Raw genomic sequence first — 12,349 nt, 5'->3', positions numbered from 1 at the left:
TCCGGCCACACCCAGTTGCCCCTCATGCCGTTGCTGATCTGCTTCGCCCTCGTCCTGCTTGCCGCCGCCGGCATCGCGCTGTGGCCGCTGTGGGTGCGCCGGCGCCGCGAGCGCATCGCGAACCGGCCGTTCCCGCCCGCCTGGCGGCGCCTGCTGCGCCGCCATGTGCCGCTGGTGTCACGGCTGCCGGCACGCCAGCAGCTGCGGCTCAAGGGGCTGATGCAGGTCTTCCTCGCCGAGAAGCCCATCCTCGGCTGCCGCGGCTTGCGCGTGACCGACGAGGTGCGCGTCACCATCGCGGCGCTGGCCTGCCTGCCGTTGCTGGGCGCAGCCCGCGGCGTCTACCCGGAGTTGCGCCAGGTGCTGGTCTATCCCGGCGCCTTCGTCGTCGACCGGCCGGTGACGGAGTCCGGCGGCGTGCTGTCGGACCAGCGCCGCGTGCTGGCCGGCGAGAGCTGGAGCCACGGCCAGGTGCTGCTGGCGTGGGACGAGGTCAGGCGCGGCGCGGCCACGCCGGGCGACGGCCACAACGTCGTCATCCACGAGTTCGCCCATCAGCTGGACCAGCACAACGGCCCGGCCAACGGTGCGCCCGCGCTGGCGAGCGCCGCGGCCTACTGGCGCTGGTCGACGGTGATGCAGAACGAGTTCGATGCGTTGCGCTGGCGGCTGGCGGGCGGGGAACCCGGCCTCATCGACGCCTACGCAGCGACCGACCCGGCAGAGTTCTTCGCGGTGATCAGCGAGCTGTTCTTCGAACGGCCCATCGAACTGGCCGCCGGCCATCCGGCGCTGTACACCGAGCTGAGCGCCTACTACCGGCTCGATCCGGCTTCCTGGATCTAGCAACTGCCGGTCGCGAGCAAGCCACTCAACGCCGCCGCCTGCGCCGTATCGAGTCGCCCCGCCGCCTCCGCCAGCGCGAGCTGGCGCCGGCCCAGGGCCAGCAGCAGGTCGGCGTCGAGCCCGGCGGCGAGCAGGGCGTCGAGATGGCGGGCCAGCACGCCGGCATCGCCACGCGCGATGGGGCCGGAGACGGCGCCTGCCAGGCCGCGCGCCGCGGCGGTATCCAGCGCACCGCGGGTCAGCGGCAGCAGCGCCGCCAAGGCTTCGCCGGGCGGCAGGCCGGCCGCGGCCCACAGCGCGCCGGCTTCGGACAGCACCGCCAGCACGCCGCTCGCAGCCAGGTTGGCCGCGGCGTGATAGGCCGCCCGCGCCTGCGCCGTCATCGGCGACGGCAGGTCCAGCGGCAGCAGGCCCAGCCGCTGCGCCAGCTCGCGCAACGCCGGCCGGTGGGCGGCGCCGGCCTCGATGCCGACATGCACGCCGGCCAGGCCCGTGTCCCCGGCCAGCAGCTTGAGCGGATGAAAGCCGGCCGCGGCGGGCGCGAGTGCGAGGGCCGCCAGCGGTGTCGCGCCGCTGCAGTGCAAGGCCAGCTGGCCGGCCCGCCACGGCAGCGCGGCGGCGGTGGCGGCGATGGCATCGTCGGGCACGGTCAGCCAGACCCAGTCGGCCGCCCGCGCGGCATCGGCCGCCACCAGCTCGCCCGCCCCCGGCTCGCGCCGGCCGATGGCGACATCCTCGCCCGCCGCCCGCAGCGCCGGCACCAGCGCCCGCGCCAGCCGGCCGTGGCCGATGACGGCGTGCTTCACCGGCGCCCGGCCCTGCTGGCCATCACGGCTTGACGAACTTCAGCGTCATGCGGTCGCTCTCGCCGATGGCCTGGTACTTGGCGCGCTCCTTGTCCTTGTTCGTGTAGGTGGGCGGCAGCGCCCAGACGCCGTTCTCGTGGTCGGCCGTGTCCTTGGGGTTGGCGTTGACCTCGCTTTTGCCCGCGAGCTTGAAGCCGGCGGCCTCGGCGAACCTGATGACGGCGGCCTCCTGCACGTAGCCGCTGGGCGCCTTGGGGTCTTGCGTGCGCGCGGCCGGCAGGCGGTGCTCCTCCACGCCCAGCACGCCGCCCGGCTTGAGCGCCTTGAAGGCCGCGTTGAAGACATCCTGCGCCTTGTCCTGGCCCATCCAGTTGTGCACGTTGCGGAAGGTCAGCACCGCGTCGGCGCTGCCGGGCGGTGCGATGTCGAGCAGGCCCTTGGCGGGGTCGAAGGCGGTGATCCTGACCTTGCCGTAGACGCCCAACGATTCCATCTTGGCCTTGAAGCGGGCGCTGCCGCCGTCGGCGGCGTAGAGCTGGCCCTGCTCGCGCAGGTAGGGCGCCAGGATCTCGGTGTACCAGCCGCCGCCGGGCGCGAGCTCGACGACGGTGTCGGTCGGCTTGATGCCGAAGAAGCTCAGCGTCTCGTAGGGGTGGCGGTACACATCGCGGGCGACGTTGCCGACGCTGCGGTGGTCGGCCGCGACGGCCGCCTTCAGCGGGTCGGCGGCCTGGGCGTGGGCGCCAAGGGCAGCGGCCATCGAGGCGGTGGCGAGGGCAGCGGTGAGCCAGGTCTTCATGGGCGGGGGTCTCCTTGTGGGGCGGCCAGTATCCAGCCGCGCCGATGCCCCTGACAAAGGTCAGCCGACCGCGACCTCTCCCCCGGCCCACAACGCCTCGAAGGCATGGGCGGGCATGGGCCGCGCGAGGTGGAAGCCCTGCAGTTCGTCGCAGCCCTGGCGGCGCAGGTAGGCCTGCTGCGCAGCCGTCTCGACGCCCTCGGCCACGACCGTCAGGCCCAGCCGGTGCGCCAGTGCGATGACCGCATCGACGATGGCGCTGCCCTGGGGGCCGGCGTCGATCTGGTCGACGAAGGACTTGTCGATCTTCAGCGCATCGATGGGGAACTGGCGCAGGTAGGCCAGGCTGGAATAGCCCGTGCCGAAGTCGTCCAGCGACAGCCGCACGCCGGTCTCCTTCAGGCGCCCGAGCATATCGATGCCGGCGGCCGGCGTGTCGACCAGCATGCTCTCGGTCACTTCCAGCTCCAGGCTGGAGGCCGCGACGCCGTGGCGGCGCAGGGCCTCGTCCACGACCGTGTCCAGGTTGCCCGCGGCGAACTGGCGCGCCGCCACGTTGACGGCGATGCGCGGCATCGCCAGCCCCAGCGCCTGCCAGCGCGCCTGCTGGGCGCAGGCCTCGTCGATGACCCACGCGCCGATGTCGAGGATGAGGCTGCTTTGCTCGGCGATCGGGATGAAGCGGCCCGGCGGCACCAGCTCGTCGCCGCGCTGCCAGCGCAGCAGTGCTTCGGCTCCGACGATGCGACCGCTGGCCGCGCACACCTTGGGCTGGTAGTGCAGCAGCAGCTCGCCGCGCTGCAGCGCATGGCGCAGTGCCACCTCGGTCTCCAGCTTGGCGACGGCCTGCCGGTTCAGCTCGTGGGTGAAGAAGCAGAAGCCGTTGCGCCCCTGCTCCTTGGCCCGGTACAGCGCCGCGTCGGCGTCGCGCAGCATCGCGGTCGCGTCGCTGCAGCCGTCGTCGGGAAAGATGCTGATGCCGATGCTGGCCGTCACATAGACCTCCTGGCCGCCGGCCAGCGCCAGCGGGCGGGCGACGGCAGCGAGCAGGTCCTGCGCCAGCACGGCGGCGTCCTGCGGGCCATGCAGCAACTCGGCGATGACGAGGAACTCGTCGCCGCCGGGCCGGCCCAACGTGTCGCCGGCCCGCACCCGGTCCTGGAAACGGCGCGTGATGCCGATCAGCAGCTCATCCCCGGCCGGGTGGCCCAGGCTGTCGTTGACGGTCTTGAAGCCGTCGAGGTCGATGTAGAACAGCGCCAGGCGCCCGCCGCGGCGCGCGGCGCGGGCCAGCGCATGCTCCAGCCGGGTGTGGAGCAGGCGCCGGTTGGGCAGCTCGGTCAGCGGATCGTAGTTGGCCAGGCGCTGCAGCTCGGCCTCGTCGCGCTTGACCCGGGTGATGTCGGTGAAGACGCCGACGTAGTTGGTGACCACCCCGGCCTCGTCGCGCACGGCGCTGATGGTCAGCCACTCGGGGTAGATCTCGCCATCCTTGCGCCGGTTCCAGATCTCGCCGCGCCAATGGCCGCTGCGGGCGACGCCCGCCCACAACTCACGGTAGAAGGCCGCGTCGTGCCGGCCCGAATGCAACAGCGCCGGCGTGTGGCCGATGGCGTCGTCGGGCGTGTAGCCGGTGATCTCGGTGAAGGCGCGGTTGACGCTCTCGATGTGCGCCCTGGCGTCGCAGATGATGACCCCGTCGCGCGTGCTCTCGAAGGCCTGGGCCCACTGGCGCTGATGCTCCTGCTGGCGGCGCCGCTCGGTGATGTCGTGCACGACGCCGAACACGCCGCTGAGGCGGCCGTCGGGCTCGCGCAGCGGCCCCAGCGTGCACAGGTACCAGCGCCGCCCCAGCGCCGTCGTCATCTCGCCCTCGCTGGCGACGATGCCGCCCGACTCGATGACCGCGGCGTTGAGCGCCGCGATGCGCGCGCGGTCCGGGTTCGAAAAGAATGCCCCCGCCTCGCGGCCCAGCACCGCGGCGGCCGGCTGGCCCAGCGCGCGGCAGGTGGCCTGGTTCACGAAGGTGAAGCGGCCCTGCAGGTCCTCCGTGAAGATGATGTCGGGCGTGCTGTTGCTGATCGCGTCGAGCAGGTTGAGCGCACGCAGCTTCTCGGCCTGCTCCGCCCGCTCGCGCCGTGCCGCCCGCAGCGCACGGCGCTGCTGCAGCCCGAACACACCGACGGTCACCACCGCCAGCGCCGCCACGCCGGACGCCAGCCCGGGCTGCAGGCGGCCCGACGCCAGCAGCCAGGCCAGGCCGCCGGCCATGCCCAGCAGCATGGCCGCGCCGGTGGGCCGCCAGAAGGTCTTGCTCGCCAGGTCTCGCGCCATGTGTTTCTCCCAGGCAGAGGATTCTGGGCAGCGCCCGTCACCGCGAATTGACCTGCATCAAGGCCTCGACCGCTCGGCCGGTGCGTTATGCGCAGGAAGGCGCGTGCCCGGCGCCGCCATGGCGGCAGTTAAAGTGCGGCGACCCATTGCGCTCCCGCTCGACCGCCTTCCGCATGAGCCTGCCCCACGTTGCCGTCCTCGACGACGAAGTCGACATCACCCAGCTGCTGGCCAACTACCTGCAGATGCAGGGTTTCCGCGTCAGCCAGGTGCACAACGGCCGGGCGCTGCTCGAACTGATGGCCAGCGACCCCGCGGCCCTGGTGCTACTGGACCTGGGCCTGCCGGGAGAGGACGGCTTTGCCATCGCCCGCCAGCTGCGCGAACGCTGGCGCTGCGGCCTGGTCATCCTGACCGGGCGCGGCGACGCCATCGACAAGGTGGTGGGGCTGGAGATCGGCGCCGACGACTACGTCACCAAGCCGTTCGACCTGCGTGAGCTGCTCGCCCGCATCAAGGCCGTGCTGCGCCGCCTGGTGCCGGCCGAACCACCCGCGGCGGCACCGGCCGCCACAGCCCCCGGGCCGGCGGAACGGCCGCTGCTGCGCTTTGCCGGCTGGACGCTCGACACTGCCGCCCGCCGCCTCGTCGACGCGACCGGCACCGAAGTCGTGCTGACCACCGGCGAGTTCGAGCTGCTGCAGGTGCTGGCCCGCCACGCCGGCCGCGTGCTGTCGCGCGACTTCCTGCTCGAGCAGACCCGCGGCCGCGAGGCGGCGCCGTTCGACCGCACGATCGACGTGCTGATCGGCCGGCTGCGCAAGAAGCTGGGCGACAACGCGGACGAGCCGCAACTCATCAAGTCGGTCCGCGGCGCGGGCTATCTCTTCGTCCCCGGCGTCGCGCAGGGCTGACATGGACGCCGCCGAAGCCGCTGCCATCTACCGCTCGCTGTTCGCAGCCTATGCCGACGCGCTGCTGCTCGTCGAGCCCGGCGGCGGCATCGTGCTGGCCAACCCGGCCGCCTCCGAACTGCTGGGCTACTCGCCCGAGGAGCTGGTCAGCCTGTCGGTCGATGCGCTGGTGCCCGATGCCATCCGCCCGCGCCACGCCGCCTACCGCGAGGGGTATGCCAAGCACCCGCGGGCGCGGCCGATGGGCACGCAGATGGAGCTGGTGGCGCGGCGCAAGGACGGCTCCGAGGTGATGGTGGAGATCGCGCTGAGCCCGCTGCAGGGCCAGGGCCTGCCGTATGTCGTGGCGGCGATCCGCGACATCGGTGCCTACCCGCGCGTGAAGCAGGCCCTCAAGCGCGCCCGCTATGCCGAACATGTCGCCGAGGTCGGTGCGATGGCGGTGGACACACGCGACCCGCAGCAGCTGCTGCAGCGCATCCCGCAGGTCGCCGCTGAGGCGCTGCAGGCCGACGCCGCCGTCGTCTTCCTGCTCGAAACCGACCGCCAGGCCTTCCGCGTGGCCGGCTGCGCCGGCGACCTGCTGCCCGAGCATCTCGGCGCACAGGTGCCCAACCGGCCGGACACGCCGCCCGGCTTCGTCGTCGCCCAGGGATGCGGCGTGCTCGTCACCGACTACGCAACGGAGCAGCGCTTCGCCGTGCCGAGCGCCTATGTCGATGCCGGCCTCGTCAGCGCGCTGGCCGTGCCGCTGACCGACCGCGGCCAGAGCGTCGGCGCGCTGACGGTGCGCTCGCGCCAGGCCGGTCGCTTCGGCGACGACGAGATGCGCTTCCTGCAGTCGCTGGCCCACCTGCTGGCCGCCAGCCTGCAGCGCACCCAGACCGAGGAGGCGCTGCAGCATGCGCAGCGGCTGGAGAGCGTCGGCCAGCTGACCGGCGGCATCGCGCATGACTTCAACAACCTGCTGACCATCATCCAGGGCAACCTGCAGGTGCTGGAGGACGTGCCGGCCGTCGCCGACGACGCCAACGCGCCGCAGCTGGTCGGCGCGGCGATGCGCGCGTCCAAGCGCGGCGCCGAGCTGACCGGCAAGCTGCTGGCCTTCTCGCGCCGCCAGGTGCTGCAGCCCACGCGCGTGGACGTGCCGGCGCTGCTCGAATCGCTCGCCGACATGCTGCGCCGCACGCTGGACCAGCGCATCCAGATCACCGTGCAGGTCCAGCCCGGCTGCCCACCCTGCCTGGCCGACCCCGGCCAGCTGGAATCGGCGCTGCTCAACATCGCCATCAACGCCCGCGACGCGATGCCCGACGGCGGCGCGCTCAACTTCGCTGCGCAGCGCTGCGAGGCGCTGCCCGCCGCCGTGCTGGCCGAGCTGCAGGACAGCCGCCCGCAGGCCTATGTGCAGATCGCCATCGGCGACACCGGCACCGGCATGCCCGACATCGTCAAGGAGCGCGCCTTCGAGCCCTTCTTCACGACCAAGGAAGCCGGCCGCGGCACGGGCCTGGGCCTGAGCACGGTCTACGGCTTTGCGAAGCAGTCACGCGGCGCGGCGCTGCTGGACAGCACGCTCGGTGAGGGCACGACGGTGTCGCTGCTGCTGCCCTGCCATCCGGACGCCGCCGGCGCCGAGGCGGCCACGGTGGCGGCGGGCGACGCCGTGCCGGCCGGGCTGCGCGTGCTGCTGGTGGAGGACGAACCGGAGGTGCGCGCGGTCGTGATGAACTTCCTGCGCACGCTGGGCTGCGAGGTGCAGGCGCTGGCGACGGCCGAGGCGGCGCTGGAGGAGTTGGCGGCGGATGCCGGCTACAGGCTGCTGCTGTCGGACATCGCGCTCGGCGCGGGCCTGCGCGGCACGCAGCTGGCGGCACTTGCGCAACAGCGCCAGCCGGCGCTGGCCGTGCTGCTGATGTCGGGCTATTCGTCGGAGCTGCTGGATGCCAACGAGGCGTCGGCCTGGGAGCTGCTGCGCAAGCCCTTCACGCGCGAGGATCTGGCGCGGGCCATAGCGCGCGTCCTCAACGCCCCTCGCCCAGTCCCGCCGCGCTGAACGCGGGCGTGCCCGGCCGGTCCGCTGCGCTCGCACCCGGGGCGGTGCCCAGGGTCACTGCAGCATCGTGCTGGGCGTCAGGCTGCGCTGCACATAGGCGTGCAGGGCCTGCACGTCGGGGATGCTGACGTCGCGGCGGCCGCGCTCGGGGAAGGCGATGAGCTTGTCGCGCGACAGGCGCGACAGCGCCCGGCTCACGGTCTCCAGCGTCATGCCCAGGTAGTTGCCGATCTCGGCGCGCGTCATGCGCAGCGTGATCTGGTCGTTGCGCAGGCCGCGCTGGCCCATGGATTCGGCCCAGTAACGCAGGAAGTCGGCCACGCGGGCGTCGGCCGACAGCGTGCACAGCGACAGCAGCGAGTCGCGGTCGCGGGTGATCTCGCGGCTCATCGCCTCGTGCAGCAGGCCCAGCAGCGGCGCGTGGCGGGCGCAGGCGGCCAGCAGCGCGTCGTAGCGCAGCGTCCAGACCTCGCCGGTGTCCAGCGCCACCGCGTCGCAGCCGTAGCGGCCGGCGGCGATGCCGTCGAAGCCCAGCCAGTCGCCCTTGAAGTGCAGGCCGACGACCTGCTCGCGCCCATCGGCCGCCTGGTTGATGGTCTTGAAGAAGCCCGAGTGCACGACATGCAGGCTGCCGAAGTCCTCGCCCGCCTGGTACAGGCTGTCGCCGGCATGCAGCACGCGGCGCGTGATGGCGACATGCTCCTGCAGCTGGCGCAGCGTGTCGGCGATGCGCTGGGCCACGACCGACTGGCCGGCGGCCGGACGCTGCGGCGGCAACAGGGTTGCGGCGATCGGGGTGCGGGCGGTGGTGGCGGTGGCGGTGGCGGTCATCATCTGGGGGCTCCCTGGGGCGCTGGATTCGATGGGGAGAAGCTTAGGGAGCGGCCGACAACGGGTGGACAACGCTCCGGCAATGGACGGCACGGCTCGGTAATGCTCGGTAAACGGTGGGTAAACGGCGCCGTCGCGGGGCTTGCGGCGCGTGGGGCGCCCTGGCAACGGCTTGATCTGCGTCAGCGGCCCGGCGCGGCCCGGGCTGCAGACTGCCGGACCGGAATCCCATCCATGCCGACACTCGCCCTTCCCTGGTCCATCGACGCGCTCACGCCCGGCGGCCTGCTCGCCCTCGCGGCCGGCGCCGACCGGCTCGGCCGTGCCGCCGCTGGCGCCGGCCTGCCGCAGCCGTTGCGCGGCAAGCGCCTGGCGTTGCTGACCGCCGACCACGACAGCCCGGCCGCGGCCGCGTTCATCGCAGCAGCCACCGAACTCGGCGCCCACGTCGCGCGAGTGCGCAACGACAGCCCACCGGAAGCCGGCCGGCGTGACCGCGCCGCACTGCTCGGCCAGCTCTATGACGCCATCGAATGCCAGGGGCTGGCAGAGGCCGAGCTGCGCCAGCTGAGCCGGGATGCCGGCGTGCCGGTGTTCGACGGCATCGGCAGCCCCGCCCACCGGCTGTATGCCGGCGCCGTGCCGATGACGGCCGAGCCGGATGCCGCACAAGAAACCAGCCGCCGGCACCGTTTGCTGCAAGCCTTGCTGTGCAGCGTGCTCGCCTGAGCACACGGCAGGGGAAGCGCCGAAAGGCGACGCGGCCTCGGCATGCCGTCCGACAACCCTGCGCGGCGGCGCGGGCCTAGTCTTGGCTGTCCTTCTCCCGGCCATCGCGCATGACCTCCTCCGCCGCCAACGCGCCCTCTGCCTGGGGCCGCTTTCTGATCGTCGCGAAGCCCTACTGGAAAGGCGACCGCAAGCGGGTCGCTTGGGCCGTCCTCGTGGGTCTCATCGCACTGATGCTGCTGGACACGCATCTCGCGGTGCTGATCAACCGGCAGACCGGCGAGCTGACGTCGGCGCTGTCGGCGCGTGACGAGGAGCGCTTCTGGGAGGCCGTGCGCGGCATGCTGTGGGTGGTGGGCATCGCGGTGCCGGTCTACGCGCTGTACTACGCCTCGCGCGACGCCTACGCCAACGACTGGCGCCGCTGGCTGACGCACCGCTTCCTGGACGCCTATCTGGGCGACCGCGCCTACTTCCGGCTGGCCGGCGTCGACAACCCCGACCAGCGCATCGCCGACGACGTCAACACCTTCACCAGCCGCTCGCTGAACTTCCTGCTCATCCTCCTCGGCTCGGCCATGCAGCTGGTGGCCTTCAGTGCCGTGCTGTGGTCGCTGTCGAAGATGCTGGTGGCCTTCCTGATCGTCTACGCGCTGGTGGGGACTGGGCTGTCCATGCTGCTGTTCGGGCGGCCGCTGATCCGGCTGAACTTCTGGCAGCTCAAGCGCGAGGCGGACTTCCGCTTCCGGCTGATGCGGCTGCGGGAGAACGCCGAGTCCATCGCCTTCTACCGCGGCGAGAAGCAGGAGCGCCACCAGCTCGACCAGCGCCTGCGCGCGGCGCTGCTCAACACCAAGAAGATGATCCGCGCGCAGTTCATGCTGAACCTGTTCCAGCGCTCCTTCAGCCAGTTGAGCCTGCTGGTGCCCTTCGTCGTGCTGGCCGGCCAGGTGCTGTCGGGCGAGCTGGAAGTGGGCAAGGCGGTGCAGGCCGGCGGCGCCTTCGCGGCGGTGCTCAGCGCGGTGTCGCTGATCGTCGACAACTTCGAGAGCCTGTCGCGCTTCGTCGCCGGCATCGACCGCCTGCACGTCATGGCCGCCAAGCTGGAGGAAGCGCCGCCCGAGCCGGGCATCGAGCTGCAGCCGGCGCAGGACCTCAAGCTGTCCAAGCTGACCGTGAAGGCGCCCGACAGCGAGCGGGTGCTGGTGCGGGACCTGTCGCTGAGCGTGCCGGCCGGTGAATCGCTGCTGATCACGGGCGCCAGCGGCTGCGGCAAGAGTTCGCTGCTGCGCGCCATCGCCGGGTTGTGGACGCAGGGTGGCGGCAGGATCGAGCACCCGCCGCAGGATGACGTGTTCTTCCTGCCGCAGCGCCCCTACCTGCAGACCGGCTCGCTGCGCAGCCAGCTCATCTACCCCAGCACCCACACCGACAAGGACGACGCGGCGCTGCTGAAGGTGCTGGACGAGGTGCAGCTGCGCCACCTCGCCGAGGGCGACGCCGGCCTGGACCGCAGCGAGGACTGGGAGAAGCTGCTCAGCGGCGGCGAGCAGCAGCGCCTGGCCTTCGCGCGGCTGCTGGTGCATGCGCCACGCGTGGCCATCCTCGACGAGGCCACCAGCGCGCTGGACGATGCCAACCAGAAGCGCCTGTACGAGCGCCTGGCCCAGCGCGGCACGACGCTGATCAGCATCGCCCACCGCGCCGCCGTCGCGGGCTTCCACCGCCGCGTGCTGCAGCTCACCGGCGGCGGGCGCTGGAAACTCTCCAAGACGCCGCCGGCCGCGCCGGCCGACGCGCCCGCGGACGGCAAGCCGGCGGCCGCCAACCCGCCGTCCAAGCTGAAGAACACGTAATCCTTGCCGCGGGGCGCGTCAGATTTGCAGTCGGCACACGGGTGCCGCCGGGTGCCGTTCTTGCCGCTGGTTCAGGCCGGCGCCCTGGCCGGTTCAACTGGGGATCTCCATGGAAAGCAAAGCCCGACTTCTCGGCCATCCGGTGCACCAGATGCTGGTCGTGTTCCCGCTCGGCCTGCTCGGCGCCTCGGTGGTCTTCGACCTGCTGGCCCTGGGCATGAACTTCAGCCTGATGGCCGTGGTCGCCTACTACCTCATCCTGGCCGGCGTCGTGGCCGGGCTGGTGGCCGCGCCCTTCGGCACCATCGACTGGCTGGCCATCCCGGCCGGCACGCGCGCCAAGTCGGTGGGCGCCATGCACGCGACGGGCAATGTCGTCGTGCTGGCGTTGTTCGCCGCCAGCGCCTGGCTGCGCAGCGCAGACCCCGGCGCGCCGCCCGCGCTGGCACTGGTGCTGTCCTTCGGCGGCGCCGGCCTGTCGCTGGTGACGGCCTGGCTCGGCGGCGAGCTGGTCGACCGGCTGGGCGTGGGCGTCTCCGACGGCGCGCACCTGGATGCGCCGAGCTCGCTCAGCCACCGCGACGCGCGCCCGCTGGCCAGCGGCGGCTCACGCACCATCCGCTGACCGTGCCGCAGCGCGGGCGCTGCGCCACGCTTCCGCGAGGAAGGGCAGCCCGTTGAACAACAGCGCCGCTGCCAGCAGCGCGATCGTGTAGGGCCAGGGCGGCAGCGGCGACTTCAGCCGCAGTGCCCAGTCCGGCGCCTCGCTCGACTGGCCGATCAGCGCCAGCGTCTGCCCCGGTGCCAGTGCGAGCAGGCCCGCGAGACCTGCCCAGGGGAGCAGATGCTGGAAGCCATGCACCCACTGCTCCAGCGCCGGGATGCGGCGGCTTGCGAGCGCCACCTGCAAGTCGGTCGCGTAGGCGGCCTCGTGCAACAGCAGCGCCGCCAGCACCAGCGCGAACAGCCCGGCCGTCGGCGCCAGGAACAGCCCGCCCAGGATGGCCGTGCCGAGCAGCGCCAGCATCAGCAGGTGCAGCAGCGATTCGCGCAGCCCCGACGTGTGCTCGATGCGCAGCCGCCGGTGGCAGGCCCAGTCCAGCACGCCGGCCAGCACCAGCAGCGGAGCCCAGACGAAGGCCAGCAGGCCCTGGACGATGGCGGCGCTGTCGTTCATG

General features: G+C 72.4%; 11 protein-coding genes. 6 read left to right on the top strand and 5 right to left on the bottom strand.

The features are described 5' to 3' along the window. Positions 1-24 precede the first annotated feature (24 nt). Positions 25-846: a zinc-dependent peptidase gene (locus ASD35_RS10450; protein ID WP_056874864.1), complete on the top strand. Its 822-nt coding sequence runs from the start codon at positions 25-27 to the stop codon at positions 844-846. Here the strand turns inward: ASD35_RS10450 and ASD35_RS10445 are convergent. From ASD35_RS10445 to ASD35_RS10435, 3 genes are read right to left on the bottom strand one after another with little or no spacing between them, the layout of a single operon-like run. Continuing rightward, positions 843-1,652 carry a DUF2520 domain-containing protein gene (locus ASD35_RS10445; protein WP_056874863.1) on the bottom strand — a complete coding sequence of 270 codons (810 nt, stop codon included), beginning with the start codon at positions 1,650-1,652 and terminating at the stop codon, positions 843-845. The two genes, ASD35_RS10450 and ASD35_RS10445, sit on opposite strands and share 4 nt — an antisense overlap. 22 nt (positions 1,653-1,674) lie before the next feature. Next, on the bottom strand, positions 1,675-2,451 hold the full coding sequence (locus tag ASD35_RS10440; RefSeq protein ID WP_056874862.1) for a class I SAM-dependent methyltransferase: 777 nt from the start codon (positions 2,449-2,451) through the stop codon (positions 1,675-1,677). A 60-nt stretch (positions 2,452-2,511) separates the two neighbouring features. After that, positions 2,512-4,785 (bottom strand): bifunctional diguanylate cyclase/phosphodiesterase, encoded by a 2,274-nt coding sequence (locus tag ASD35_RS10435; RefSeq protein ID WP_056874861.1) that lies wholly within the window; start codon positions 4,783-4,785, stop codon positions 2,512-2,514. Between the two features lie 173 nt (positions 4,786-4,958). Between ASD35_RS10435 and ASD35_RS10430 the strand changes: the two genes are divergently transcribed. After that, entirely contained in the window at positions 4,959-5,699 is a 741-nt protein-coding gene (locus tag ASD35_RS10430; protein WP_056874860.1) for a winged helix-turn-helix domain-containing protein, read from the top strand. A 1-nt stretch (position 5,700) separates the two neighbouring features. Beyond that, positions 5,701-7,755: a PAS domain S-box protein gene (locus ASD35_RS10425; RefSeq protein ID WP_056874859.1), complete on the top strand. Its 2,055-nt coding sequence runs from the start codon at positions 5,701-5,703 to the stop codon at positions 7,753-7,755. A gap of 54 nt (positions 7,756-7,809) precedes the next feature. Here the strand turns inward: ASD35_RS10425 and ASD35_RS10420 are convergent, their stop codons facing one another. Then, positions 7,810-8,589, bottom strand: a complete 780-nt coding sequence (locus ASD35_RS10420) for a Crp/Fnr family transcriptional regulator (RefSeq protein WP_235538307.1) — start codon at positions 8,587-8,589, stop codon at positions 7,810-7,812. Between the two features lie 231 nt (positions 8,590-8,820). Between ASD35_RS10420 and ASD35_RS10415 the strand changes: the two genes are divergently transcribed. From ASD35_RS10415 to ASD35_RS10405, 3 genes are all read left to right on the top strand, one after another. Then, positions 8,821-9,315, top strand: coding sequence for a hypothetical protein (locus ASD35_RS10415; protein ID WP_056874858.1), 495 nt, complete (start codon positions 8,821-8,823; stop codon positions 9,313-9,315). A gap of 110 nt (positions 9,316-9,425) precedes the next feature. Continuing rightward, positions 9,426-11,171 carry an ABC transporter ATP-binding protein/permease gene (locus ASD35_RS10410; RefSeq protein WP_056874857.1) on the top strand — a complete coding sequence of 582 codons (1,746 nt, stop codon included), beginning with the start codon at positions 9,426-9,428 and terminating at the stop codon, positions 11,169-11,171. 109 nt (positions 11,172-11,280) lie between these two features. Continuing rightward, positions 11,281-11,796 carry a DUF2231 domain-containing protein gene (locus ASD35_RS10405; protein ID WP_056874856.1) on the top strand — a complete coding sequence of 172 codons (516 nt, stop codon included), beginning with the start codon at positions 11,281-11,283 and terminating at the stop codon, positions 11,794-11,796. Here the strand turns inward: ASD35_RS10405 and ASD35_RS10400 are convergent. After that, positions 11,779-12,348, bottom strand: a complete 570-nt coding sequence (locus ASD35_RS10400; protein ID WP_056874855.1) for a hypothetical protein — start codon at positions 12,346-12,348, stop codon at positions 11,779-11,781. The genes ASD35_RS10405 and ASD35_RS10400 overlap by 18 nt on opposite strands. Between the last annotated feature and the right edge of the window lies 1 nt (position 12,349).

This window comes from Pelomonas sp. Root1444 (assembly GCF_001426885.1).
Classification (GTDB): Bacteria; Pseudomonadota; Gammaproteobacteria; order Burkholderiales; family Burkholderiaceae_C; genus Pelomonas.
This window is presented reverse-complemented; position numbering and strand designations above follow the sequence as displayed.